At 69.3% G+C, this 25,387-nt stretch carries 24 protein-coding genes, 1 pseudogene and 1 riboswitch; of the genes and pseudogenes, 10 read left to right on the top strand and 15 right to left on the bottom strand.

Features of this window, described 5'->3' with window-relative positions; translation table 11 throughout:
* Nucleotides 1–30: 30 nt before the first annotated feature.
* Nucleotides 31–342 (top strand): annotated as a pseudogene (locus AC1ROW_RS07065) (DsbA family oxidoreductase); the annotation flags it as partial.
* 264 nt (nt 343–606) lie between these two features.
* On the opposite strand, the gene AC1ROW_RS07060 reads toward AC1ROW_RS07065, so the two are convergent.
* Nucleotides 607–1,017, bottom strand: coding sequence for a winged helix-turn-helix transcriptional regulator (locus AC1ROW_RS07060; protein ID WP_493018122.1), 411 nt, complete (start codon nt 1,015–1,017; stop codon nt 607–609).
* An 86-nt stretch (nt 1,018–1,103) separates the two neighbouring features.
* Here AC1ROW_RS07060 and AC1ROW_RS07055 point away from each other — a divergent pair, with 86 nt between their 5' ends.
* Nucleotides 1,104–1,784 (top strand): SDR family NAD(P)-dependent oxidoreductase, encoded by a 681-nt coding sequence (locus tag AC1ROW_RS07055; protein WP_493018121.1) that lies wholly within the window; start codon nt 1,104–1,106, stop codon nt 1,782–1,784.
* Between the two features lie 34 nt (nt 1,785–1,818).
* On the opposite strand, the gene AC1ROW_RS07050 is transcribed toward AC1ROW_RS07055, so the two are convergent.
* Entirely contained in the window at nt 1,819–3,213 is a 1,395-nt protein-coding gene (locus AC1ROW_RS07050) for an MFS transporter (protein WP_493018120.1), read from the bottom strand.
* A gap of 171 nt (nt 3,214–3,384) precedes the next feature.
* On the opposite strand from AC1ROW_RS07050, the gene AC1ROW_RS07045 reads away from it, so the two are divergent.
* The gene (locus tag AC1ROW_RS07045; protein ID WP_493018119.1) at nt 3,385–3,870 is read left to right on the top strand and encodes a DUF2269 family protein; all 486 of its coding nucleotides are present in this window, start codon (nt 3,385–3,387) and stop codon (nt 3,868–3,870) included.
* Nucleotides 3,871–3,881: 11 nt separating this feature from the next.
* Here AC1ROW_RS07045 and ribH read toward each other — a convergent pair whose 3' ends face one another.
* Genes ribH through ribD form a run of 4 tightly spaced genes read right to left on the bottom strand, consistent with a single transcriptional unit; the run spans nt 3,882 to nt 7,394 of the window.
* Nucleotides 3,882–4,358: a 6,7-dimethyl-8-ribityllumazine synthase gene (ribH, locus tag AC1ROW_RS07040; RefSeq protein WP_493018118.1), complete on the bottom strand. Its 477-nt coding sequence runs from the start codon at nt 4,356–4,358 to the stop codon at nt 3,882–3,884.
* Nucleotides 4,355–5,641 carry a GTP cyclohydrolase II gene (gene ribA / locus AC1ROW_RS07035; protein WP_493018117.1) on the bottom strand — a complete coding sequence of 429 codons (1,287 nt, stop codon included), beginning with the start codon at nt 5,639–5,641 and terminating at the stop codon, nt 4,355–4,357. The genes ribH and ribA overlap by 4 nt, the downstream gene beginning before the upstream one ends.
* Nucleotides 5,638–6,354 (bottom strand): riboflavin synthase, encoded by a 717-nt coding sequence (locus AC1ROW_RS07030; RefSeq protein WP_493018375.1) that lies wholly within the window; start codon nt 6,352–6,354, stop codon nt 5,638–5,640. The genes ribA and AC1ROW_RS07030 overlap by 4 nt, the downstream gene beginning before the upstream one ends.
* A 2-nt stretch (nt 6,355–6,356) precedes the next feature.
* The gene (gene ribD / locus AC1ROW_RS07025) at nt 6,357–7,394 is read right to left on the bottom strand and encodes a bifunctional diaminohydroxyphosphoribosylaminopyrimidine deaminase/5-amino-6-(5-phosphoribosylamino)uracil reductase RibD (RefSeq protein ID WP_493018116.1); all 1,038 of its coding nucleotides are present in this window, start codon (nt 7,392–7,394) and stop codon (nt 6,357–6,359) included.
* Nucleotides 7,395–7,500: 106 nt separating this feature from the next.
* Nucleotides 7,501–7,653: riboswitch (FMN riboswitch) on the bottom strand.
* Between the two features lie 180 nt (nt 7,654–7,833).
* Between ribD and AC1ROW_RS07020 the strand changes: the two genes are divergently transcribed.
* The gene (locus AC1ROW_RS07020) at nt 7,834–8,394 is read left to right on the top strand and encodes a hypothetical protein (RefSeq protein ID WP_493018115.1); all 561 of its coding nucleotides are present in this window, start codon (nt 7,834–7,836) and stop codon (nt 8,392–8,394) included.
* A gap of 50 nt (nt 8,395–8,444) precedes the next feature.
* On the opposite strand, the gene AC1ROW_RS07015 is transcribed toward AC1ROW_RS07020, so the two are convergent.
* Nucleotides 8,445–9,023, bottom strand: coding sequence for a hypothetical protein (locus AC1ROW_RS07015; protein ID WP_493018114.1), 579 nt, complete (start codon nt 9,021–9,023; stop codon nt 8,445–8,447).
* A gap of 99 nt (nt 9,024–9,122) precedes the next feature.
* A complete protein-coding gene (locus tag AC1ROW_RS07010) occupies nt 9,123–10,136 on the bottom strand; it encodes a sugar-binding transcriptional regulator (protein WP_493018113.1) in 1,014 nt (337 codons plus the stop codon).
* 148 nt (nt 10,137–10,284) lie between these two features.
* Between AC1ROW_RS07010 and AC1ROW_RS07005 the strand changes: the two genes are divergently transcribed.
* The 4 genes from AC1ROW_RS07005 (at nt 10,285) to AC1ROW_RS06990 (ending at nt 15,929) form a co-directional block, all read left to right on the top strand.
* A complete protein-coding gene (locus AC1ROW_RS07005; RefSeq protein ID WP_493018112.1) occupies nt 10,285–12,024 on the top strand; it encodes a glycerol-3-phosphate dehydrogenase/oxidase in 1,740 nt (579 codons plus the stop codon).
* A 130-nt stretch (nt 12,025–12,154) separates the two neighbouring features.
* Entirely contained in the window at nt 12,155–12,934 is a 780-nt protein-coding gene (locus AC1ROW_RS07000) for an MIP/aquaporin family protein (protein ID WP_493018111.1), read from the top strand.
* Between the two features lie 71 nt (nt 12,935–13,005).
* Nucleotides 13,006–14,520: a glycerol kinase GlpK gene (glpK, locus tag AC1ROW_RS06995; protein WP_493018110.1), complete on the top strand. Its 1,515-nt coding sequence runs from the start codon at nt 13,006–13,008 to the stop codon at nt 14,518–14,520.
* Between the two features lie 140 nt (nt 14,521–14,660).
* Nucleotides 14,661–15,929 (top strand): LCP family protein, encoded by a 1,269-nt coding sequence (locus AC1ROW_RS06990; RefSeq protein WP_493018109.1) that lies wholly within the window; start codon nt 14,661–14,663, stop codon nt 15,927–15,929.
* A gap of 74 nt (nt 15,930–16,003) precedes the next feature.
* On the opposite strand, the gene AC1ROW_RS06985 is transcribed toward AC1ROW_RS06990, so the two are convergent.
* From AC1ROW_RS06985 to AC1ROW_RS06965, 5 genes are all read right to left on the bottom strand, one after another.
* Nucleotides 16,004–16,738, bottom strand: coding sequence for an HAD family hydrolase (locus AC1ROW_RS06985; RefSeq protein WP_493018108.1), 735 nt, complete (start codon nt 16,736–16,738; stop codon nt 16,004–16,006).
* A complete protein-coding gene (locus AC1ROW_RS06980) occupies nt 16,735–17,334 on the bottom strand; it encodes a GNAT family N-acetyltransferase (protein WP_493018107.1) in 600 nt (199 codons plus the stop codon). Before AC1ROW_RS06980 ends, AC1ROW_RS06985 begins: the two co-directional genes overlap by 4 nt.
* Before the next feature lie 72 nt (nt 17,335–17,406).
* Nucleotides 17,407–18,417, bottom strand: a complete 1,011-nt coding sequence (gene trpS / locus AC1ROW_RS06975; protein ID WP_493018106.1) for a tryptophan--tRNA ligase — start codon at nt 18,415–18,417, stop codon at nt 17,407–17,409.
* 33 nt (nt 18,418–18,450) lie between these two features.
* Nucleotides 18,451–19,290, bottom strand: coding sequence for an exodeoxyribonuclease III (locus AC1ROW_RS06970; RefSeq protein ID WP_493018105.1), 840 nt, complete (start codon nt 19,288–19,290; stop codon nt 18,451–18,453).
* A 9-nt stretch (nt 19,291–19,299) separates the two neighbouring features.
* On the bottom strand, nt 19,300–20,544 hold the full coding sequence (locus AC1ROW_RS06965) for a YihY/virulence factor BrkB family protein (RefSeq protein ID WP_493018104.1): 1,245 nt from the start codon (nt 20,542–20,544) through the stop codon (nt 19,300–19,302).
* A 277-nt stretch (nt 20,545–20,821) separates the two neighbouring features.
* Here AC1ROW_RS06965 and AC1ROW_RS06960 point away from each other — a divergent pair, with 277 nt between their 5' ends.
* Both AC1ROW_RS06960 and AC1ROW_RS06955 read left to right on the top strand, forming a co-directional pair.
* A complete protein-coding gene (locus AC1ROW_RS06960) occupies nt 20,822–21,667 on the top strand; it encodes a hypothetical protein (protein ID WP_493018103.1) in 846 nt (281 codons plus the stop codon).
* 151 nt (nt 21,668–21,818) lie between these two features.
* A complete protein-coding gene (locus AC1ROW_RS06955; RefSeq protein WP_493018102.1) occupies nt 21,819–22,610 on the top strand; it encodes a hypothetical protein in 792 nt (263 codons plus the stop codon).
* 205 nt (nt 22,611–22,815) lie between these two features.
* On the opposite strand, the gene AC1ROW_RS06950 is transcribed toward AC1ROW_RS06955, so the two are convergent.
* Nucleotides 22,816–23,577, bottom strand: coding sequence for a succinate dehydrogenase iron-sulfur subunit (locus tag AC1ROW_RS06950; RefSeq protein WP_493018101.1), 762 nt, complete (start codon nt 23,575–23,577; stop codon nt 22,816–22,818).
* Nucleotides 23,577–25,379, bottom strand: a complete 1,803-nt coding sequence (gene sdhA / locus AC1ROW_RS06945) for a succinate dehydrogenase flavoprotein subunit (RefSeq protein WP_493018100.1) — start codon at nt 25,377–25,379, stop codon at nt 23,577–23,579. The genes AC1ROW_RS06950 and sdhA overlap by 1 nt, the downstream gene beginning before the upstream one ends.
* Between the last annotated feature and the right edge of the window lie 8 nt (nt 25,380–25,387).

Raw genomic sequence — 25,387 nt, 5'->3', positions numbered from 1 at the left:
CTTTTGTGGACCTCGTCGAGCGCACTCAGAATGAGGTTACGAACCAATCGTGAGGTGATGAGGGTGGAAGACAGCAGCACGGCCGAACAGGTCCCTATCGTCGTGGAGGTCTGGGCGGACCTCGGGTGCCCCTGGTGCTATCTCGGCAAGCATCGGCTCCAGCGCGCGATTGAGGCCCGGCCGGATGCGGGGCGGTTTCAGTTCGACCTCGACCGGAAGAACGCCAACACGTTCGACCTGCACCGCGTGACGCACTTCGCCGAGCAGTCGGGCCACGGGTTCGAGTTCTTCTCCCAGCTCCAGGACCGGTTCTTCTCCGGCGAGATCGACCCCTACGACGCGGATGCCATGGTCGAGGTCGCACAGTCCCTCGGCCTCGACGGCGACCGCGTGTGCGCGAGGTCCTCGCCAACGACGAGTTCGCCGACGATGTCAGGGCCGACGCCTCCGAAGGCATGGCGCTGGGCGCGCAGGGGGTGCCGTTCACGGTCTTCGGCCGCCGGATCGCGGCAGCGGGCGCTCAGTCCGTTGCCGCCTACGGCCAGGCCCTCGACCACGTCCTCCAGGCCGAGGTCACCGCGAGCGTCCGGCACCGGCCCCATCGGGCTAGGTCCGGCGGGATCTCTCCCTGCCGACGCCGGTCAGCTCGTGCTCGCGCCGGCTGGCGGCCACGTCTTCGTAGTGGCTGGCCGCCCAGCCCGCAAGGGTCATCACGGCCTCCAGCAGCGACCGGCCCAACGGTGTCAGGTCGTACTCGACCCGGGGTGGGACCTCAGCGTAGGCCGTGCGGGTGAGCAGCCCGTCGCGCTCCAGAGCCTTCAACGTCACCGTGAGCATCCGCTGCGAGATGCCCGGGATGCTCGCCTGCACGTCGGAATATCGCAGCGGCCCCGAGCCCAGGGTGCTGATGATCAGAACCGTCCACTTCTCCCCGATCCGGTCGAGCACCTCGCGGATGAACGCGCTCTCCTCCGGCCACGCCTGACACGGCCCGCTGATCGTCCTGGCTCTTGCCATCTCACTGTCCTTCATCCATGAACGCATGCAGTACTTCCAGTCTGCTGCCGCACCACAAGTATGTAAGCAATCGAAGGGAACCAGAAATGCCCACCATCGCCATCGTCGGAGCCGGATCCGGCCTCGGACTGTCCATCGCCAAGGTCTTCGGCGGCCACGGCTTCTCCGTCGCCCTCGTCTCCCGGACGCAGGCTAAGCTCGACGACCTCGCCGCCCAGCTGACCGACGCCGGGGTCGAAGCCGCAGGCTTCGCCGCCGACGTCATGGCCCCCGCCTCCGTCGCTGCCGCCTTCGGCCGCATCGCAGAGCGCTTCGGCCCCATCGACGTGCTCGAGTACTCGCCCGCCCCGCACAACCCCGTGCCCGGACTCCGGAACGCGACCCCTCTGGAAGCCGACCGCGACAACATCCAACCGCAAATCGACTATTACCTTTACGGCGGAATCGCCGCGACCCAGCAGGTTCTGCCCGGCATGCTCGAGCGCGACTCGGGGACCATCCTCTACACCACCGGAGGATCATCCTTGGACCCGCTGGCCGGACAACCCGAGTTCGCCGCCACCGCCATCGGATCCGGCGCGCTCCGCACCTACGCCCTCAAGCTGCACCAGGCCACTGCCGGAACCGGCGTCTACGTGGCCCACGTGCCGATCTTCGCCTGGATCGGAGCCGGCGGCCCGGAAACCCAGCCCGACACCATCGCCCAGCACTACTGGAACGTCCACAACACCCGCGACGGTGCAGAGCACCCCTACGCCGCTGCGTGAACCACTCGACCGCCGTGCCCTTCGGCGGAGGGAGTCAGCTCACGTTGTCGGTGAACTCGATGTCGCGGGTCTCCTTCGACAGCAGCAGCGCGACGAGCGTCAGCACACCGGCGCCGGACAGGTAGACGCCCACCCACACCGTGCTGCCGCCGCCGATCGTCCACAGCCACACCGCGATGGTGGGCGCGACCGCCGCGCCGAGCACGCTGGCCAGGTTGTACGCGATGGCCGAACCCGTGTACCGGACGTTGGTCGGGAACAGCTCGGGCAGCTCCGCACCCATCGGCCCGAAGGTGAGGCCCATGAGCGTGAAGCCCACGATCAGCAGCGCCATCGTGCCGACCATTCCGCCGGCGAACAGCGGGACGAACAGCAGGCCGAAGAGGATGATCCCGAGCGTCACCCAGATCAGCGTCTTCCGGCGGCCGAAGCGCTCGGCCAGCGGGCCGGCTACGAGCGTGAAGACGCCGAAGAACACCACACCGACGATGAGCATGACCAGGAACTCGTTGCGCGCATAGCCGAGCCCCGGCACGAAGCCTGCGGCGGAGAACGTCTTGCCGGCCTTCTCGGCGGCGGCCTGGGCGGCGGCCGGGGTCGCGGCGGTGGTCCCGTAGGTGAGCGTGAACGCCGTCATCAGATAGAACAGCACATAGGTCGCCAGCATGATGAACGTGCCGAGCACGATCTGCCGCCAGCTCGTCCGGAACACGCGCGCCAGCGGCAGCTTCGCCACCTCGCCGGTGTCCACGACCTTCTGGAAGGCCGGGGTCTCCACCAGCTTCAGCCGCACGTACAGCCCGACGATGACCAGCACCGCGCTCAGCAGGAACGGCACCCGCCAGCCCCACGCCGCGAACTGCTCGGCGTCGATGCTGAGGCTGAGCACCAGGAACAGCAGGTTGGCGACGATGAAGCCGATCGGCGCCCCGAGCTGCGGGAACGTGCCGTAGATCGCGCGCTTGCCGGCCGGAGCGTTCTCGGTGGCGAGCAGTGCCGCGCCGCTCCACTCGCCGCCGAGCCCGAGCCCCTGGCAGAACCGCATGACGACGAGCAGGAAGGGCGCCCAGAACTCCCAGCCGGGCACGTGCGCGGTCGGGAGGCAGCCGATCAGCACCGTCGCGATGCCCATCGTCAGCAGCGAGCCGACGAGGGTGCCCTTGCGGCCGATCCGGTCGCCGAAGTGGCCGAACAGGATGGAGCCGACAGGGCGCGCGATGAAGGCGACGCCGAACACGGCGAAGGACGACAGGAGGGCGGCGGTCGGGTCCTCGCTGGTGAAGAACAGCGACGGGAAGACGAGCACCGCCGCGGTGGCGTAGACGTAGAAGTCGTAGAACTCGATCGAGGTGCCGATGAGGCTGGCGAGGATGACGCGGCCGCGGGTGTTGGCGGGGGCGGGGGAGATGACGGAGGCCGTCGTGGACATGCGTGCAGAACTTCCGGTGACGTGACGAAGGGCCGCAGAGCGTGGGCGTCGGTCGGGCGTCGCGCGGGCGGGAAAAAGGGGGACGGGACGCTTGTGGCGTCCCTCTCACCCTATGCCGCTCGCGTGGCCCGGCCGAATCGGGGCACTCGCATCGCTCGCTAGGGTGGAGGCATGGAAACCCTTTTCGCCGTCCTGCACGTCGTGTCCGCTGTGTTCATCGTGGGTCCGATGGCCATCCTGCCGATGACGGCGATGCGCGCGGTGCGGGCGGGCAATGCCGGTCAGGTGGAGGTGCTCGCCAAGTCGACCAACCTGATCGCGCTGCTGTCGCTGCTGGTGGTCTTCTTCGGCTTCGGCGTGATGGGACTCGCCGACAAGAAGTACGACCTGAGCATCGCGACGCCGTGGATCCTCTGGTCGATCGTCCTCTACGTGATCGCCCTAGGCCTGACGCTGTTCCTGGTCGTGCCGACCATGCGCCGCGCCGCCGAGGCCCTCCAGGCCGCCAGTACCGCGCCGGCCGGCGAGACGGCGACGGCGTCGAAGGCAGCACCCACGAAGGCAGCGCCCACCAAGTACCCGGCGATCGCCGCGGGCTCCGGCGTGGCCAGCCTGCTGCTGGTCGCCGTGGTCGTGCTGATGGTCTGGAAGCCGTAGCCTCCCGGCCCTCAGCCGCGCAGCTCCCGCAGCGCGATCGCGGTCACGAGCGCCGCGTGCGCGGCCTCCTCGCCCTTGTCCTCCTTGGACCCGGGGAGGCCGGCGCGGTCGATGCCCTGCGCCTCGTCGTCCAGGGTGAGCACGCCGAAGCCGACCGGCTTGCCGGTGTCGAGCGCCACCCGGGTGAGGCCGTCGGTCGCCGCCGATGACACGTATTCGAAGTGCGGGGTGCCGCCGCGGATGATCACGCCGAGCGCGACGACCGCGTCGGCGCCGGACTCCAGCGCCGCCTTGCTGACCACGGGGAGTTCGAAGCTGCCGGGCACGCGCACGAGCGAGTAGTCGGCGCCCGCCGCCTCCAGCGTGCGGGTCGCCCCCGCGATCAGGCCGTCGGTGATCTGCTCGTGCCAGGTTCCGGCGACGACGACGACCCGCAGGCCGCTCCCGTCGACGGCCTCTGCTGCGTTGGGCGCTCCGGCTCCGCTCATCGTGCTGTCCTCTCCGCCGCGATCGCAGCGTCTTCTTCGGGGTCGATTTCGGCGATCACATGACCCATGCGGTCGCGCTTGGTCTCCAGGTAGCCCTCGTTGAACACGCCGACGCCGACGACGAGCGGCACGCGCTCGTCGACCGTGATCCCGTGCTCCTCGAGCTGGCGCACCTTCTCGGGGTTGTTGGTCAGCAGGCGCACCGATTCGATGCCGAGGTCCTGCAGGATCGCGGTCGCCGCGCCGTAGTCGCGCGCGTCGATCGGCAGGCCCAGCGCCAGGTTCGCGTCGAGCGTGTCGAGGCCGTCCTCCTGGAGCTTGTAGGCGCGCAGCTTGTTGATCAGGCCGATGCCGCGGCCCTCGTGTCCGCGCAGGTAGACGACGACGCCGCCCTCGCGCTGGATGGTGGCGAGCGCCGCGTCGAGCTGCGGGCCGCACTCGCACTTGAGCGAGCCGAACGCCTCACCGGTCAGGCACTCCGAGTGCACCCGCACCAATGTGCCCTCGGCGGCAGGCGTGCCCGAGACGATGGCGACATGGTCGGCGCCGGTCATCCGGTCGCGGTAGGCGCGCATGCGGAAGGTGCCGTTCGTGGTGGGGACGGTCGTCTCGACCTCGAAGATCACCCGCGACGACTCCGGGATGGGCGCGGGGGAGGCGAGCTGCTGGTCGCAGTGGAACTCCTGCAGGTACGCGATCAGCGCCTCGATGGTGATCACCAGGACGCCCTCGCGCTCACCGAGCTCCAGCAGGCCGGGAAGGCGCATCATCTCGCCGTCGTCCGCGACGATCTCGGAGATGGCGCCGACCGGGTTCAGCCCGGCGAGCTTCAGCAGGTCGACCGCGGCCTCGGTGTGGCCGTCGCGCTCCCGCACGCCGCCGTCGACCGCGCGCAGCGGCATGATGTGGCCGGGCCGGTGCAGGCTGGCGGGCGTGGACTCCGTGTCGGCGAGCACGCGCAGGGTGTGCGCGCGGTCGGCCGCGCTGATGCCCGTGGACAGCCGGTTGGCGGCGTCGACGCTCACCGTGTAGTTGGTGCCGCGCGCGTCCTCGTTGTTCGCGACCATCACCGGCAGTTCCAGGCGGTCGGCGATCTCGTTCGTCATCGGTGCGCAGATGAAGCCGGACGAGTTGCGCACGGTCCAGGCGATCCACTCCTGGCTGGCGAGCTCGGCGGCGATGACGACATCGCCCTCGTTCTCGCGGCTCTCGTTGTCGACCACGATGACGGGCCGGCCGGCGCGCAGCTCGGTGAGGGCCTCGGGGATGGTGGCGAGCGTCATGACGCACTCCGTTCTGTCAGCGTCTGGGTGGCTGCTGCGGTGGCGGCCGCTGTGTCGGTCGCGGTCTCGGTGGCTGCTGCGGTGTGGGGGGAGAACCGGGCGGCGAAGTCAGGCTCGAGCGCGAGCATCCGCTCCACGTGCCGGGCGAGGATGTCGGTCTCGATGTTCACGCGGTCGCCGGGGACCCGGTCGCCGAGCGTCGTGGCGGCAAGCGTCTCCGGGATGAGCGAGACCTCGAACCAGCCGTCCTCGCGGCCGCCGCCGACGCCGCTGACGGTGAGCGAGACGCCGTCGATGGCGATCGAGCCCTTGCGCGCGACGAGCGGCGCGTGCGCGGGGTCGAGGCTGAGCCGGACCACGCGCCAAGCGCTGCCGTCCTCGATGGAGAGCACGGTCGCGGTGCCGTCGATGTGACCCTGGACGATGTGGCCGCCGAGGCGGTCGCCGACCTGCGCGGCACGCTCCAGGTTGACGCGCCGACCGGGCGCGACGTCGTCGAGGGTGCTCATCGCGAGCGTCTCCGCCATGACGTCGGCCGTGAACGTCTCGGCGTCCTGGCCGATCACGGTGAGGCAGACGCCGCTGACCGAGATGGAGTCGCCGTGCCCCGCGTCGCTGACCGCGAGCGGCCCGCGCACGGTGATCCGCATCGCGTCGGCGTCGCGCTCGACGGCGACGACCTCGCCCAGCTCTTCGATGATTCCGGTGAACACGCTCACGCCTCCTGAGGGGTGGTCTGGACGGGCACGGCCCGCAGGTAGAGGTCGACGCCGAGTCGCTCGACGTCGAGGATGCGCAACTTGCGCTGGTCGCCGATGGTTTCCGCGCCGATGTCGCCGAGCGCGAGCTTCGGGCCGCCGAGCAGTGACGGCGCGAGGTAGATCGCGTACTCGTCGACGAGCCCCGCGGCGACGAACGCGCTCGCGAGGGTCGGGCCGCCCTCCACGTAGACCCGGCGGAAGCCGCGCTGGCGCAGGTCCGCGACCACCTCGTGGAGGTCGTGGGTGCCCTCGAAGATCACGGGATGCGGGTGCCGGAACACCGCGGCGTCCTTCGGAACCGCGCGCGTGCCGACCACGACCGGCGTCGGCTGCTTCGCGAGCAGCTCGCCCGCGTCCCCGCGCGCCGTCAGGCTCGGGTCGTCGGCGAGCACGGTGCCGGTGCCGACGACGATCGCGTCGGAGGCCTCCCGCTGCTCGTGCACGCGCTGCCGGGCCGCGGCGCCGGTGATCCACCGGCTGGTGCCGTCGGTGGCGGCCGTGCGTCCGTCGAGGGTGCTGGCCCACTTGACCGTGATGTGCGGCCGGCCGAGCCGCGCGGCCGTCAGCCAGTCGCCGAGGAAGCGCTCGGCCTCGTCCGCGAGCACTCCGCCGACCACCTCGACGCCGGCCTCCCGGAGCCGCTCGGCCCCACCGCTGGAGTGCCGGCCCGGGTCGGCGACAGCGTAGACCACGCGAGCGACGCCGGCGGCGATCAAAGCCTCCGAGCAGGGGCCCGTGAGCCCCCAGTGGTTGCAGGGCTCCAGGGTGACGACGGCCGTCGCGCCGCGTGCGCCGCCCTCGGGGAGGCTGCTGAGCGCGTCGACCTCGGCGTGCGCCGTGCCGGCGCCGCGGTGGAAGCCCTCTGCGATCGCGCGGCCCTCGGCGTCGAGGATGACGCAGCCGACGCGCGGGTTCACACCAGTGGCCGGGCCGCCCTCGGCGAGCCGCAGCGCGGTGCGCATCGCCGCTTCCCATTCTCCAGTCCGGGTCATCCGGGCGTCGTCCTGTCTCTCGCTGCGAGATCTCTCTCGTCATGTGAGACGTGATGCCGGGGTCGCTGGAGCCGAAAGCTCGCGTTCGCGGCGGTCGTCGACCGCCGACGTGCGCCTCCCATCCGGACTGAGCGCCCAGGCTCCTGCCTGCACGCATTACCGTCGGTGCCGGAATTCCACCGGCTCAGCAGGGGGCTCTCGCCTCCCGCTCGCGGACTGTCACCGCCGGTTCGGACTCTCACCGACCCCGGAGCACGTTCTTCTGTTGTCGAGTGTAGATCAACGCTGGAACGGGGGAAGTATTCCCGGACATATGCGGACATGGAGGGGATGCCCGTGGGGAGCGCTGACGGCGCGCAGTTGGTAGGCTCGGCGAAGGTTGGGGTTTCAGATTTCTCAGTGATGATGGAAGATGTTGCACAGCCAGTGAGGAGCGACGATGCGGTACGAAAACGGAAGCGACGCCAACGAGTGGCCGGACGACATGACGATTCGCGTGTCCGACGGTGCGAACCTCATCGACCTCTTGTGGTTGCGCCACATGGCGGTGGGAAACGCCGAGCCGTCGTTGCCGCCCGCGGCGCTTCCCGGTGAACCGATTTCCTCGGATGACCACCGATTGGTCGGGACCTGGGAGAAGCTCTGGAAGGACAGCCTCGAGAACTCGCGGCGTGTGCATGAGCTCGACCCGCTCGCGGTGGCGGAGCATCCCGAACTCTGGGCTGCGCCCGACATCGGAGCGTTCGCGGAGGAGTTCGGTCTCGATGTCGGCGAGGGCGTGCGTTCGTGGCGAGGGGCGCCCGATTTCCACAATGCGGAGAGGACGGTCGTCGATGATGTCCGCGTCGCCTGGCGACGCGGGCTGCGGACGGTCATCGAGCTCCCTCTCGCCGGCGCGTACTGGCGGAAGCTCTCCGCGGCGACGTTGGTCGTTTCGACCGTCACCCGCCGCGACGTGGTCGGCTACACGGAGGCGCTGCGCTCGTTCGGGCGGGATTGAACGAGCGGGTGCCATATTCGGGATGACACCCGCTCGTCGTCCTGGTTCGGTCAGGAGTGGAAATTCTCTCCCGGCGATCCGGATGCGCAGACGGCCCCGTTGTTCATGACGACGTTGGAGCCTGGGAGCACGTTCGCGAAGCCGTCCCCGGGCATCGAGAACGACCAGCTACTGCTCCAGGAGGACCCGCTCGCGCCGCCCCACCAGTACGAGGGCGTGCCCGACCATCCCCACACCTGCACGGTCCAGTTCTTGGCAATCACCGGCCGCGGGACGACGAAACCAGTGGAGATGAATTTCGAGTTGCCGCGACTGACAGCGTTGATCCACGAGTTGCCGCAGGGGCCCTCGACCCAGGTGGTCCGGCTCATCGCGAGTGACTTCTCGAACCGGATGGCTTCGGGACTCACGGCGACCGAACGCTGCTGACCATCGCTGTCCGTGACGATCTGGTAACCGTTCGCTTCCGCGACGGCGGAGTCGAATCCGGACGGGACCATCCCGACGGTAATTGTCTCCGTCTCCGCGGTCACGTCGTCGGCCTGGGCGGCGAGGGCGCCGGAGAAGACGAGTGTGCCCGCAAGTGCCGCAGCCACGGCGGCACGGAGGGCGTTGAACCCAAAGGTCATGGTGTTTCCCTTCATCGTTGAATGCGCGACCCGACTCCGATCGCCACTCCAACACTACAAACGTTAGATTGCAGTTGGAAGGTTAAATTTCAGATGACGTCAGGCTGCGTGCTCCACCGGCTCCACCGTCCCCTGCGGCTCCGCAATATCCGCCAGCGCCCGCGCCGTCCCCTCGTCCACGATCAGATCCGTGATCAGCCCCGCCGCGAGCGCCCCGCGCAGGCTGTGGACCTTCGACGGCCCGGAGACGATGCAGACCCGGCGCGGCACCCGCTTGATCAGGTCGATGTCCGGCCCGCTGGCCCGCTCGTTGAGCGGGATGCCGTGGTGGCTGCCGTCTTCGCGGAAGAACACCGTCGCCACGTCGCCGACCACCCCGGACGCGTCCAGCGACGCATAGTCCTCCGGGTCGAGGTAGCCGCCCGCGTAGACGTGAGAGCGCACCTCTGAGAACGGCGAGCCGAGGCCGAAGAGTGCGACGTCCATCCGCTCCTGGATGTCGAGGATGCGCCGTGTGCTGCGCTCCCGCCACATCGCCTGCTTGGTCTGCGGGTCGTCGAACAGCGCGGGCACCGGGAACTCCTGGATCGTCCCGGAGTACGTGTCGCCGAACCGGCGCAGGATCTCCGACGCGTAGAGCACACCGGTCGTGTAGGTGTTGCCCGCCCCGTTGAGCTGCACGAACTCCACATTGTGCAGGTCCTTCGGGATGAGGTGGCGGCTCAGTGCGCTCATCGTCGAGCCCCACGCCACGCCGACCGTCATGTTGGAGTCGATGAAGCGGTCGAGAATTCGTGCAGCGGAGATGGCGACGCGCTCGAGCCGGTCGACGTCGCTGATCGCGCTGGGCATCGGGACGATGTGCGCTCCGATGCCGTAGCGGGCGTGCAGTTCCTGCTGCACACGGGTGGCGCCCTCGTGCGGCTGGGCGATCTGGATGGTGACCAGCCCGGACGCGCGCGCATAGGAGAGGAGCCGGGAGACGCTGGACCGCGAGGTGTGCATCTCGTGGGCGATGGCCTCCATCGTCAGGTCCTGCATGTAGTAGAGGTGCCCCGCCTTCAGGGCGTCGCGGACCTTCTCGGGGAGGTTCTGGGTGTCGGGTGCGGACATTCGGGGACCGCCTTCTGCTTTCGGGTACTGCTGCCTATGGGTTCGGGATGGCGCTGCACGTATGTGCACCCGGCTTGATCGAAGTTGTGCCGGCATCGAAGACTATAGCGAAACCCACCGCCGTTCAGTAGAAGCACCAGGAGTCACCGTGACGACGCAGTCCAATGTCCGCCCCGAGGTCCAGCAGCTCCGCGAGCGCCCGCACGCCCAGGTCGTCATCGTCGGCGGCGGAATCAACGGGCTCGGCACCTTCCGCGACCTCGCCCTGCAAGGCGTCGACGTCGTGCTCGTGGAGCGCAACGACTTCGTGTCGGGCGCGTCCGCGGCCTCCAGCCACATGATTCACGGCGGCATCCGCTACCTGGAGAACGGCGAGTTCCGCCTGGTCAAGGAGTCGGTGACGGAGCGCAACGGGCTGCTGAAGATCGCGCCGCACTACGTCAAGCCGCTGCAGACCACGATCCCGATCTACTCCACCTTCTCCGGCATCCTCGCCGCGCCGCTGCGTTTCCTCACCCACAAACAGGGCAAGCCGAAGGAGCGCGGCGCGTTCCTGATCAAGACCGGCCTGACGATCTACGACACGTTCTCGCGCGAGGGCGGCACGGTGCCGCGGCACACCTTCCACGGCCGCCGCAAGTCGCTCGAGACCCTCCCGAAGCTCAATCCGGGCCTGAAATACACGGCCACCTACTTCGACGCGTCGGTGCACGACCCGGAGCGGCTCGCGCTCGACGTCCTCGCCGACGGCCTCGCCGCCGGCCCGCACGCCCGTGCCGCCAACTACCTGGAGGCCGTCGGAGCGCAGGACGGCGGGGTGCTCGTCCGCGACAGGGAGACCGGCGACGAGTTCACGATCACCGCCGATGTCGTCGTGAACGCCTCCGGTCCGTGGACCGACCTCACCAACGCGGCCCTCGGCCAGGCGACGCAGTTCATGGGCGGCACCAAGGGCTCGCACATCGTCCTCGACAGCCCGGAGCTGCTGGAGGCGTGCGACGGCCGGGAGATCTTCTTCGAGAACAACGACGGCCGCATCGTCCTCATCTACCCGCTGAAGGGCAAGGTCATGGTCGGCACGACCGACCTCGAAGCCGACATGGCGGTGCCCGCGGTGTGCACCGAGGACGAGATCGACTACTTCATCGAGCTGGTCGCGCACGTTTTCCCAACGATCCCGGTCACCCGCGAGCAGATCGTCTACAGCTTCTCCGGGGTGCGCCCGCTGCCGCACCACGACGACACCGCGCCCGGCTTCGTCTCCCGCGACTACCGGATCGTGCCCGGCACGATCGCAGGCCTCGGCGACACCACCGTGCTCAGCCTGGTGGGCGGCAAGTGGACGACGTTCCGCGCCCTGAGCGAGCACCTCGCGACCGAGACTCTGGCGGCACTCGGCATGACCCGCACGGTCGCCACCCTCGGGCTCCCGATCGGCGGCGGCGCAGGCTTCCCGGCCACCCCGCAGGCCGAGCGCGACTGGATCGCCCGCTACGGCGCGGACGTGGGCGCGGCCCGCGCGAGCGTTCTGCTGCACCGCTACGGCACCAAGGCCGCCTTCGTCATCGACGCCATCGCGGGCTGGGAGGGCGAGGACGCGCCGCTCGCGGCGGCCCCCGACTACTCCCGCGCGGAGGTCGACCACCTCGTGCGCACGGAGCGCGTGGCCCACCTGTCGGACGTCTTCCTGCGCCGCACGAGCCTCGCGTTCACCGGATCGGTCTCGATCCCGCTGGTCCACGAGATCGGGGAAATCGTCGCAAACGCCCTCGGATGGTCGCCAAACCGGCGCGCGGAGGAGGAAGATGCGTTCCAAGCGGAACTGGCAGCCGCCCACCGGGTGAACCTGGCGTCGGGGGACGGGAGCGAGGCCGCAGCGCTCCGATAATGCACGAACGTGCATTGAACGGTCCTTGCCCGGGCGGACCCGACCGCAATAGCGTTCAAAGGCCCACCCTGGCGAGAGCCACACCATCGCACGACAGGGTGCGGGTCAACTGAACAACTGGAAGGTCAACGTGGACAATATCGGTATTGATTTCCTGTCAGAGTTGTGCGGAACGGCAATGCTGGTGCTTCTCGGTACTGGTGTCGTCGCGAACGTCGCCCTGATCAAGAACAAGGGCTTCAACGGCGGGTTCCTGATGGTGAACTTCGGCTGGGGCATCGCGGTCTTCTCAGGTGTCGTCGTCGCATACAACTCGGGCGCCCACCTGAACCCCGCGGTGACGCTCGGCCTAGTGGCCAACGGCGCCAAGGCGTTCGGCAGCGCCGCCGGGCACACGCTGGTGCCGGTCAACTTCGTGACGATCCTCCTCTATATCGTCGCCCAGTTCATCGGAGCCTTCATCGGCGCCTGCCTGACGTTCCTGGCGTACAAGAAGCACTTCGACGAGGAGCCGGACCCGGGCAACAAGCTCGGCGTCTTCTCGACCGGACCTGCGATCCGCAGCTACGCGTGGAACCTCGTCACCGAGATCATCGGCACCTTCGTGCTGGTGTTCGTCGTGATCGCCTTCGGCCACCAGCCGGGGACCGCGGCGGGACTCGCCGCCCTCGGCGCCCTGCCCGTCGCCCTCCTCGTGGTCGGCATCGGCGCCAGCCTCGGTGGTCCGACGGGGTACGCGATCAACCCAGCACGTGACCTCGGTCCGCGCATCGCGCACGCCGTGCTCCCCATCCGGGGCAAGGGCACCAGCGACTGGTCCTACTCCTGGGTCCCGGTCGTGGGCCCGGTCATCGGCGGCCTGCTCGCCGGCTGGCTGGCGCTGCTGCTGCTTCCGATCCTCACCAAGTAACACCCGGGGGCCGGCCGGGGGAGACCCCGACCGGCCCTCTTCAGTCCCACCACCAAACAAAGGAGTTACCTATGGCCGACTACGTCGTCGCCATCGACCAGGGCACCACCAGCACCCGGGCGATCATCTTCGACAAGTCCGGGTCGATCGTCTCGACCGGACAGCTCGAGCACGAGCAGATCTTCCCGAAGGCCGGCTGGGTCGAGCACGACCCGAAGGAGATCTGGAACAACACCCGCGAGGTGATCGGCCAGGCCCTCTCCAAGGCGGACCTGACCCGTCACGACATCGCGGCGGTGGGCATCACGAACCAGCGCGAGACCGCGGTGGTCTGGGACAAGAACACCGGTGAGCCCGTCTACAACGCCATCGTCTGGCAGGACACCCGCACCCAGCCGATCGTCGACCGCCTGGCGGCGGACGGCGGCGTCGAGCGGTTCAAGCAGATCGTCGGCCTCCCGCTGGCCACCTACTTCTCCGGCACGAAGATCGCCTGGATCCTGGAGAACGTGGAGGGCGCCCGCGAGCGCGCCGAGCGCGGCGACCTGCTGTTCGGCAACACCGACGCCTGGGTGCTCTGGAACCTCACCGGCGGCCCGGACGGCGGCGTGCACGCCACCGACGTGACCAACGCCTCCCGCACCATGTTCATGGACCTGGAGACCCTCAGCTGGCGCGACGACATCCTCGAGGTGTTCGGTGTGCCCCGCTCGATGCTCCCCGAGATCAAGGCCTCGTCCGAGGTCTACGGTACGGTGGAGTCCTCCAGCCTGCTGCGCGAGGTGCCCGTCGCGGGCATCCTCGGCGACCAGCAGGCGGCCACGTTCGGCCAGGCGGCCTTCGATCCGGGCGAGTCCAAGAACACCTACGGCACCGGCAACTTCCTCATCTTCAACACGGGTGAGGAGATCGTCCACTCCAAGAACGGCCTCCTGACGACGCTCGGCTACAAGCTGGGCGACGACAAGCCGCACTACGCCCTGGAGGGCTCGATCGCCGTCACCGGCTCGCTGGTGCAGTGGCTGCGCGACAACCTCGGCATCATCTCCAGCGCCCCCGAGATCGAGGACCTGGCGAAGACCGTCGAGGACAACGGCGGCGCGTACTTCGTACCGGCGTTCTCGGGCCTGTTCGCGCCGTACTGGCGCGCGGACGCGCGTGGCGCCCTCGTCGGCCTCACGCGCTACGTGAACAAGGGCCACATCGCCCGCGCCGCCCTGGAGGCCACGGCCTTCCAGACCCGCGAGGTGCTGGACGCGGTCAACGCCGACTCCGGCGTGGACCTGACCGAGCTGAAGGTGGACGGCGGCATGATCGCCAACAACACTCTGATGCAGTTCCAGGCCGACATCCTCGGCGTTCCGGTCGTGCGTCCGGTCGTCGCGGAGACCACCGCCCTCGGCGCAGCCTACGCGGCCGGGCTCGCGGTGGGCTTCTGGGAGAACCTCGACGACCTCCGCAAGAACTGGCAGGAGGACCGCCGCTGGGAGCCGAAGATGGACGACGCCGAGCGCGACCGTCAGCTGCGCCTCTGGAAGAAGGCCGTCACGAAGACCTTCGACTGGGTCGACGAGGACGTGAAGTAGTCAACGGTCCTGACCTCGAGCGCCGTCCGGCTCCCGCCGGGCGGCGCTCGTGCGTGTGGCCCGCTCGCAGGATGAGGATCCTTGCAGATTCCTCACCCGCGGAAAAGGTTTCGCGCAGATTGCTGCCTTAGCTTCGAAGGATGAGGCATTCCGCGGTCGAGCGACCGGCACCGGTACGGCACGGCCGTCTTCCGGTCCGTCGCGCCCGCGGACCGGTCGCGCGGCTGCTCGCCGGCATCGTCGCCGTCGCCGTGGTCTCCGCCGGGGCCGTCGCCGCGTACGCGGTGCAGGACACCGTCCGCTCGCTGAAGCCCTCGGTCCACCTGGTCTCCGCGGCGGGCAAGGCCGTCGCCGCGCCCAGTGTCAGCGCGGAGTCCGGCGCTGTCAACATCCTCCTGGCCGGAACGGACACGCGCACCGGCCAGGGCGGCCAGTTCTCGTCCGCTCAGGAGCTCGCCGGAAGCTCGGGCGCCGGCAACAACGACGTCACGATGGTCCTGCACCTCTCGGCCGACCACCAGCACGCGACGGTGATCAGCATCCCGCGCGACCTGATGGTGCCGATCCCGTCCTGCCCGACCTCGGGCGGCCGCTCCACCTCGCCTCAGGACAAGGCCCAGTTCAACACCACGCTGTCCACGGGCGGTCTGTCCTGTGTCGTGCTCACGGCGGAGGCGCTCACCGGCCTCAGCATCCCGTACGCGGCGGAAGTCAGCTTCGACGGCGTCTCGGCGATGTCCAACGCCGTCGGCGGCGTCACCGTCTGCCTCGCCACCCCGCTCAAGGACCCCTACGTCGGGCTGAACCTGCCGGCGGGCCAGCAGACCCTGGTCGGCGCCCAGGCGCTCGCGTTCGTCCGCAGCCGTCACGGCGTCGGCGACGGCAGCGACCTCGGCCGGATCAGCAACCAGCAGCTCTTCCTGTCGTCGCTGCTGCGCAAGGTGACCAGCGCGGGCGTGCTGGCCAACCCGCTGACGCTGTTCACACTCGCGAAGGCCGCGACCTCCAACCTCACGCTTTCGGACACGATGTCCTCCCCGACCACCCTGGTGTCGATCGGGCTCGCGCTGAAGAGCGTGCCGCTGAGCGACTTCGTCTTCCTCCAGTACCCGGCGATGACGGACCCGGAGAACGTCAACCGGGTGGTGCCGGAGCCGACCGGGGCGGACGCGCTGAAGCAGGCGCTCGCCACCGACACCCCGGTGCAGCTCACCGGGACGACGGGCAACGCGACGGTGTCGGCGACGCCCTCGCCGTCCACGGCTCCGAGCGCGCCCACCGCGGCGGCGACCCCCGCGCCGAGCGCGACGAGCGGAAGCACCCCGGCCCCGACGTCGTCGGCGGTCAGCCTCCCCTCGAACGTCACCGGTCAGACCGCGGCGCAGCAGACCTGCACGAAGGGGAACTGATCGTCCATCCCTGAATCACCTGGCAGGACACGCCGCCAGCGCGTATCAGCGCACGGCGTGTCCTGCCAGGTGGCTCAGCGAGCGAGCGCCTCCACCAGCCCGACCAGGCCGCGGAGTTCGATAACGCCGACCTCAGCAGCCTCGGCCGCGTCGTCGCCCGCGGGCACATCCCCGCGCCGGTTCAGCCACACGCCGGTCAGCCCCGCCCGCGCCGCGCCGATCGCGTCGGTGCGGAGCCGGTCGCCGACGTAGGCAGCCTCGGCCGGCCGCACGCCGAACACCGAGCATGCCTCCTCGAAGATGCGCCGGTCCGGTTTCGCGACGCCGACCTCGCCGGAGGCGATCAGGTGCTCCATGCGGGTGTCGAGCCCGACGGCCTCCACCTTGCGGCGCTGGAACGCCAGGTCCCCGTTGGTGATCAGGCCGAAGCGCACCCCCGGGAACGCCGCCTCAAGCGCGTCCAGGCAGGGCAGCGCGTCGTCGTGCAGGGACCAGGCGGCAACGTAGTGCTCGAAGTAGTCCGCGAACCAGGCGCTCGCCTCGGCGTCGGTCAGCTGGACGCCGTGCCGGGCGGCGAAGTCGCGGGCGCGGGCCTGGCGCTGCCCCTCGAAGTCGAGCCGGCCCGCGAGGTAGGAGTGGTAGTGCTCCTCCTCCAGGTCGTGCCAGAGCGCGGTCAGATCGACGGCCTCCATCGTCCCGTAGGGCTCGCCGAGCCGGCCTGCGTAACGCTGGATGCCCGCCGACACCGCGGCGCGGTGCGCGAACAGCGTGTCGTCGAGGTCGAAGAGGACGACGCGCGGGCCGATCATCGCGTCGGCTCCGCCAGGGTGAACGCGGGCCAGCCGTCCGCCGGCCGCCGCGGGTCGCCGGGCAGGAGGGCGGCCTGCCAGTCGTCGCGCCGGACGCCCCGGTGCGGAGCGCCGAGCCGGGCGACGCCCTCCCACTGGAAGCCGGCGCGGCGGGCGACGGCGGCGCTCGCGACGTTGCCCGCGAACGCGTGCCACACGATGCGCTGCAAGCCCAGCCCCGCGGACACGTCGAACCCGTAGTCGAGCACCAGGCCGACCGCGGTGGACATCCATCCGCGCCCGCGGGCGCCGTCGGCCAGCCAGAAGCCGATCTCGCCCTCGCCGTCGTGGAGGTGGTGCAGCCCGATCATCCCGTGCAGGAGACGGGTGGTCGCGTCGCGGAGCGCCCAGGTGCACTCCCGCCCGCTCGCCCAGCCGTCCGGGACGATTCCGGTCACGAACCTCTCGGCGTCGGCGCGCTCGTACGGCGTCGGCACCGTGGTCCACGCGGCGACCTCCGGATCGCGGCAGAACTCAGCGATCCGGTCGATGTCGGCTTCCACCGGCACCGACAGGACGACAGGGCCGCCCGCCAGCTCTACCGGAGCCGGAGACATCAGCGCGCCCGCCGCATCAGTATGCCCGTCGCCTTTCAGTGTGCCCGTCGCCTTTCAGTGCGCCCAGCGCTTTCAGTGCGCCCGTCGCAGCAGGCCGATCGCGTTGAAGGCCTTCGCCAGCGTCCGCTCGGCGACCTCGCTGGCCCGCGCCGCGTTGCCCGCGAGGATGCGGTCGAGCTCGGCCGGGTCGGAGAGCAGCTCGAGCGCGCGCTCGCGGATCGGGCCGAACGTCTCCACGACGACCTCGACGAGACCCTTCTTGAAGTCGCCGTAGCCCTTGCCGTCGTACTCCAGCTCGATGTCGGCCACCGCGCGGCCGGTGAGGGCGGAGTAGATGCTGAGCAGGTTGGAGATGCCCGGCTTGCCTGCGCGGTCGAACGACACGACGCCGTCGGTGTCCGTCACGGCGCGCATGATCTTCTTGCGCGTCACGTCCGGCTCGTCCAGCATCCAGACGATCCCGGCGCCCGACTCGGCGGACTTGGACATCTTCGACTCCGGGTTCTGCAGGTCGTAGATGCGCGCGCCGTCCTTGAGGATCATCGCCTGCGGCACGACGAACGTCTCGCCGAACCGGCTGTTGAACCGCTCCGCCAGGTCGCGCGTCAGCTCGACGTGCTGGCGCTGGTCGTCGCCGACCGGCACGACCTCGGCGTCGAACAGCAGGATGTCGGCGGCCATCAGCACCGGGTAGGCGAACAACCCGACCGAGGTCGCGTCCGCGCCCTGCTTGGCGGCCTTGTCCTTGAACTGCGTCATCCGCGAGGCCTCGCCGAACCCGGTGATCGTGTTCAGCAGCCAGGCGAGCTGCGCGTGCGCGGGCACGTGCGACTGCACGTAGAGGGTGGAGGCCGACGGGTCGATGCCCGCGGCGATGTACTGCGCGGCCGTGCGCCGGGTCTTCTCGCGGAGTTCCGCCGGGTCCTGCGCGACGGTGATCGCGTGCAGGTCGACCACGGAGAAGAAGGCGTCGTGGCTGCTCTGCAGCTCTTTCCACTGCAGGAGGGCGCCGACGTAGTTCCCGAGGTGGAGGGAGTCCGCCGACGGCTGCATGCCGGAGTACAGGCGGGGGAGTGTGCTCATGTCACTGCTTTCGAAGTAGGGAGGGTGCGGATGCTAGAGGGCGTAGTCGACGACCACGGGGGTGTGATCCGACCATCGCTCGTCGTAGGCGGCCGCACGGTCCACCGCGTAGTTCTTCACCGTCGCAGCCAGCGCCGGGGAGGCGAGCTGGTAGTCGATCCGCCAGCCCGTGTCGTTGTCGAACGCCTGCCCGCGCCACGACCACCAGGTGTAGGGGCCGTCGACCTCGCCCGCGGCCTTGCGGCCGACGTCGACCCAGCCGAGCCCGGCGCCGTCGTTGTAGCGCGGGTCGTCCTCCGCGCCCAGGAAGCGGTCGAAGTAGGCGCGCTCCTCGGGGAGGAAGCCGGCCTTCTTGACGTTGCCCTTCCAGTTGCGGATGTCGAGCTTCCGGTGGCCCACGTTGAGGTCGCCCAGGACGACCGCGTACTCGCTGTGCTTCACGAGCTGGGGCAGGCGCGCCTCCATCGCGTCGAGGAAGGCGTACTTCGCGTCCTGCTTCTCGGTGCCGGCCTCGCCGGAGTGCACGTAGGCGCTGACCACCGTGACGACGGTGCCGCCGACCTCGTAGTCGGCCTCCAGCCAGCGGCCCGCGCTGTCGAAGTCGGGCGCGCCGAGCTCGACGCGGTGGATCTCCGCGCGGGGATGCCGGCTGGCGATGGCGACGCCAGCGCGGCCCTTGGCCGTCGCGGGGTCGTGCACGATGTCCCACTCGTCGCCGAGGAGGCCCTGCAGGTCTTCGCTGGAGGCGCGCACCTCCTGCAGCGCGAGGATGTCGACGTCCCTGCCGTCGAGCCAGGCGCCCATGCCCTTACGGTAGGCGGCCCGGATGCCGTTGACGTTGACCGTCGCGATGCGCAGGGGTTTCGAGGGCATGCGTCCAGCCTACCGGCGGGCGCCGACGCCGCTGTCGTCGAGCAGGTCGTTGAGCCGGTGCTCGGCCTTCTCGACCCGGCGCTGCGCGCTCAGCCGGGCCAGGAACTTCGCCCCGGCCAGATCGTCCCGCGCGTTCTGCAGCTCGGCCTTCGCGACCAGCACGCGCGCCTCGTACTCGGCGGCTGCGCGCTCGGCCGCCGCCTGCTCCGGCGTGATCATCCGCGGCGAGATCCCGCTGTCGAACATCCCGACCGCGATCCAGGAGGCCGACAGCAGGATGACGCGCGAGACCAGGTTGAACCAGATCAGCAGACCGACGAACACCGCGAAGGTCGCCAGCAGCGGGTTCTTCGTCGCCCCCGTCAGCAGCAGCCCGCCGAGCGCGCTCAGCCCGGCCAGCACGCACGCTCCGAGGAGGACGCCGAAGAACAGGTTGCGCCACGGGATCGCGACCCGCGCCATCACCCGGAACATGGCGCCGAGCGTGAAGATGTTGAGGACCACCGAGATGAGCAGGCCGGAGAACCGGGTGAGCGCGTCCGTCCAGAACGTGTCGGTGCTGAGCCCGACGAGATGGAGGAAGAAGGTCACGGCCTGCGTGCTGATGATCGAGATGAGCGCCGAGAGCACCAGCACCAGCCCGAATGCGAGCGCCAGGAACAGGTCGCGGATCTTCTGCAGGACGTAGTTGGTGGTGTCCCGGCTGAGCCCGAACACCGCGCGCACGGCCTGGCGTGTGTAGTAGAGCCAGCCGATCGCCGTCCAGAGCAGGCCGATCGCCGCCACGATGCCCGACCAACCGAAGGCCGTGGCCGACTCGAGCTGCTCGGAGTTGATGACCCCCGTCGTCGTGGGTGTGGAGATGAGTCCGGGGATCGCCCGGTTGATGATCTCCACCAGCGATTCGTAGACGTCGTTGTTGCCGCTCAGCCAGACCCCGGCGACCGAGAAGCCGAGCCAGACCGCCGCGAACACGGCGAAGAGCGACTGGAACCCCATCCCGGCCGCCCGCAGGTTGCCGTCGGAGTGCGAGAAGTTGATGTAGACCCGGTACGGCCGCAGCGACTGCACCCACTTCGCCCATCGGGACACCCGCGCTACCGGCTTCTCAAGCCGCTCCTTCAGCGGCTCGGTGGCATCGAGGATGCGCTCCTTCAGCGTCTCCTCCGGTTCGACCGTGCCCTCGGCGCGCTGCAGCGCCGGATCGGGCTGCGCCGACACCGTGCCCTCCCCGCGTCGCGACTTCCTGGCCACGCCGCAAGGATAGCGAGTCGGCGGTCGTCGTTGCGGGATGAACCGCGCATGGACACTTCTCCGTGCCAGGTGCTAGATTGTGCGTTGTACATTTCACAAAGTCCTCGAAAGGCTTCTGACGCAGTGAACGGCATTACCCCCCCCCCCCCCCCCCGCAACGCCCCGCGTAAGTAGGCGCACGCTCGCCAAGACGGCTGCGTGGGCCGCCCCGGCCGTCGCTTTCGCGGCAGGGTGTCCGGCCTATGCCGCCTCCCCGGCCGGGCGTGCCGGGACCATCGTGCTCGGCGCTCCGCTGTACGAAGTGGTGACCTCCGGCACGGTGATGATCAGCGGAACGCTCGTCCCGGCGCCGGGAACAACCGTCCCGTCCGACTACCAGCTCGCTGTTTCGATCGGCGAGGCCGGATTCGCGGTCGTCGGGTCCCCGGACATCCAAGGCAACGTCTTCACCCTGGTCGTCCGGGCCCCGGCGACGCCCGCCGTGGCGACCCTCGTGGTCGGCAGCCCGAACTATCCCCTGTACGGCGAGGCATCCGCCTACCTGGTGTCCGGCTACGCCAACGCCAAGACGCCCACCCTGACGCCGATCGCGAACCACTGGCAGCGGGCGAAGGTCGGGAGCGACGCCTCGATCGCGTGGTTCCGACACGCGACTCCCGTCGTCGACGTGACCTCCGCCATGCTCGGAACGGGGGCCCGCTGGCTCGACCTCCGGTTCTGCCACGCTGTCGGCGACCCCTTCCTCGACAACCTGGGCAACACACCCTTCCTCAAGCCCACCCAGACGAGCCAGTTCGACACGAGCACCCACACGATCAGCACCGTCAGCAGGGTCGCCGGCCTGCGGGCGAACGGCGCGGCGCAGGCCGATGCCCACGGTATCGGCACCCGGATCGGCTCCGTGAGCGTCAGCGGCCCGGGAACCATCACCAGCCAGGGGCGGAAGCCGGATGTGACCGGGTGCTGGCCGAGCCACAACGGCACGGTGGCGATCCAGACACACGACACGGTCTACGCGTTCCTCCCCGGGACACTCCCGCATGGCTCGGTGGGTACCGCCGAGATCATCCATCAGGTCGACGGCAAGAAGCTCGGCTTCGTCGTGCATTACCGGTACGCCTGAGTACACGGCCGGCCGGGGCGCTTCCCCGGCCGGCCGTGATGTTCGCGGCTGAGAATTCACCACCCGATCGAGCCTCGATGTGCAATTGCTCAGACTTAGCGAGTAACATTGGCGTCAGACATTTCAACACTGCCAAGAAAGGCTCCTCCTCGTGAACGACACACCCGACTCCGACGCGCCACGCCTCGTCTCCCGACGCACGGTCGCCAAGACCGCCGCTTGGGCCGCCCCGGCCATCGCCCTCGCCGCCGCCTCCCCGGCCCGCGCCGCCTCGCCCGGCACCTCGAGCGGCGTCATCGGCTTCGGCAAGAGCACGTACACGTTGGAGACCTCCAGCGCGTACGTGTTGCGCATCAGCGGAACCCTCACTCCGATTCCGAACACGGCGGACGTCCCCGCGGACATCGTCCTCACCGCGCAGGTCACCGCCGGCTTCGACGTGCTGGTCCAGCCCGTCCTGAGCGAGGACCGACGAAGCTTCGAGCTCCTCGTGAGAGGAACGCCCACCGGAGCCATGTCCGGCAGGCTGACGGTCTCGGCCGCCAATCACGCCAATTGGGCGCCGGCGGAAGCCGCGCTGGAGAAGGAGTTCCCCTCCCAGCTCCCCGTTGGGACGCCGACGCTCGTGTACGACGAGTATGTCTTCAGAACGCTACCCGGAGGGACCACCACGCTCACCGGAAAGATCGTGGTGCCCGAAGGAACGCAGCTGCCGCCGGGCATCCAGCTCGTCGCCTATACCTCGATCAAGGGCTGGGACGTCGTCGGGGGCGAGAGAGCGGTGACGATCGTTGGGGACACCTTCTCCTTCGACGTCACTCAGTGGGACCTGGCCCGGCATTTCGGATACTTCCAGCTCGTGTGGTGGGCCCCGAATCTGGGCCCCGACGTGCCGATTCCCGTCGCTACGGCCTACTCGTGGGACGGCCTTCTCTACAACTGAGGCCTGCCCTCAGGCGGCGCGGCGGCCTCGCAGCAACCACTACTCGCGAAGCGCCCCCGATCTTTCGGGGGCGCTTCCGCTCGTTCAGGCTGGCGCGCCCAGTGCTGACGTGCACCCTGACACCACTCGAGCGACGAAGGCGCCCCCGGTCTCCCGGGGGCGCCTTCGTCGTTCGAGTGGTGTGCTCAGGCCGTCGTGGCCGGCGTCACGCCTTGCCGCGCATGATGGCCTGCTTGACCTCCGCGATGGCCTGCGTGACCTGGATGCCGCGGGGGCAGGCGTCGGTGCAGTTGAAGGTCGTGCGGCAGCGCCAAACGCCCTCCTTGTCGTTGAGGATGTCGAGGCGCACCTGCGAGTTGTCGTCGCGGGAGTCGAAGATGAAGCGGTGCGCGTTGACGATCGCGGCCGGGCCGAAGTACTGGCCGTCGGTCCAGAACACCGGGCAGGACGACGTGCACGCCGCGCAGAGGATGCACTTGGTGGTGTCGTCGAAGCGGGCGCGGTCGGCGACCGACTGGATGCGCTCCTTGCCCTTCTCCGGGGTGGTGTTCGCGACCAGGAACGGCTGGACCTCGCGGTAGCTGGCGAAGAACGGCTCCATGTCGACGATGAGGTCCTTCTCCAGCGGCAGGCCCTTGATCGCCTCGACGTAGATCGGCTTGGAGATGTCCAGGTCCTTGATCAGCGTCTTGCAGGCAAGGCGGTTGCGGCCGTTGATGCGCATCGCGTCCGAGCCGCAGATGCCATGGGCGCACGAGCGGCGGAAGGTCAGCGAGCCGTCCTGCTCCCACTTGATCTTGTGCAGCGCGTCCAGGATGCGGTCGGTCGGGAACATCTCGACGTCGAAGTCCTGCCAGCGCGGCTCGGTGTCCACGTCCGGGTCGAACCGGCGGATGATGAGCGTCACGGTGAACGACTGGACCGGGGCCTCCGGGGCCGGGGGAGTCTCGAGTACGGCGGTGGACATCAGTACTTCCTCTCCATCGGCTGGTAGCGGGTCACGACGACCGGCTTCCAGTCGAGCGTGATGTGGTCTGCCGCGTCGGCGGAGTGCGGGTCGCCGGTGAGGTAGGCCATCGTGTGCTTCATGTAGTTCTCGTCGTCGCGCTTCGGGTAGTCGTCGCGCATGTGGCCGCCGCGGGACTCCTTGCGGTTGCGGGCCGAGAAGACGACGACCTCGGCCAGGTCGAGCAGGAAGCCCAGCTCCACGGCCTCCAGCAGGTCGGTGTTGAAGCGCTTGCCCTTGTCCTGCACGACGATGTTCTTGTAGCGCTCGCGCAGGCGGTGGATGGTGCCGGTGACCTTCTCCAGGGACTCGTCGGTGCGGAACACCTGGGCGTTCCGGTCCATCTCGTCCTGCAGCTCCTTGCGGATGGCGGCGATGCGCTCGGTGCCCGTTCCGCTGCGGAGGCCCTCGATCATCTCGCGGACGGCCTTGGCGGGGTCGGCCGGCAGCGGGACGGCCGTGGCGGTCTTGACGTACTCGACAGCGTTGTTGCCCGCGCGCTTGCCGAAGACGTTGATGTCGAGCAGCGAGTTGGTGCCGAGGCGGTTCGAACCGTGCACGGACACGCACGCGCACTCGCCGGCGGCGTAGAGGCCGGGGACGACGGTGGTGTTGTCGCGCAGCACCTCGGCGTTGTTGTTGGTCGGGATGCCGCCCATCGCGTAGTGCGCGGTCGGCATGACCGGCACCGGCTCGACGACCGGGTCGACGCCCAGGTAGGTGCGGGCGAACTCGGTGATGTCGGGGAGCTTGGTCTCCAGGACCTCCGCGCCCAGGTGGGTGCAGTCGAGGAGCACGTAGTCCTTGTGCGGGCCGGCGCCGCGACCCTCCGCGACCTCCTGGACCATGCAGCGGGCGACGATGTCGCGCGGCGCGAGGTCCTTGATCGTGGGGGCGTAGCGCTCCATGAACCGCTCGCCGGAGGCGTTGCGGAGGATCGCACCCTCGCCGCGGGCGCCCTCGGTGAGGAGGATGCCGAGGCCGGCGAGGCCGGTCGGGTGGAACTGGAAGAACTCCATGTCCTCCAGCGGCAGCTTCTTGCGCCAGATGATGCCGACGCCGTCACCGGTGAGGGTGTGCGCGTTGGAGGTCGTCTTGTAGATTTTGCCGAACCCGCCGGTGGCGAACACGATCGCCTTCGAGTGGAAGACGTGCAGCTCGCCGGTGGCCAGCTCGTAGGCGACGACACCAGCGGGCTGCTCGACTCCGTCGACCTCGTTCATGATCACGTCGAGGACGTAGAACTCGTTGAAGAAGTTGATGCCGAGCTTGACGCAGTTCTGGAACAGCGTCTGCAGGATCATGTGGCCGGTGCGGTCGGCCGCGTAGCAGGCCCGGCGGACCGGCGCCTTGCCGTGGTCGCGGGTGTGGCCGCCGAAGCGGCGCTGGTCGATCTTGCCCTCGGGCGTGCGGTTGAAAGGCAGGCCCATGTTCTCGAGGTCGATGACCGCGTCGATGGCCTCCTTGGCGAGGATCTCCGCCGCGTCCTGGTCGACCAGGTAGTCGCCGCCCTTGACGGTGTCGAAGGTGTGCCACTCCCAGCTGTCCTCCTCCACGTTGGCGAGCGCCGCGGCCATGCCGCCCTGCGCCGCGCCGGTGTGGGAGCGGGTGGGGTAGAGCTTCGAGATCACCGCGGTCTTGGCGTGCGGGCCTGCCTCGATGGCCGCGCGCATGCCGGCGCCGCCGGCGCCGACGATGACGATGTCGAACTCGTGGTAGTGGACGCCGTCGATGACGGTGGATTCGGTGGTTTCAGTTGTCACAGCGTTTG

It is taken from the genome of Leifsonia sp. GW821-FHT13C09 (assembly GCF_058806435.1).
Note: the sequence above shows the minus strand (reverse complement) of the source record. Positions and strands in the feature narration are given on the sequence as shown.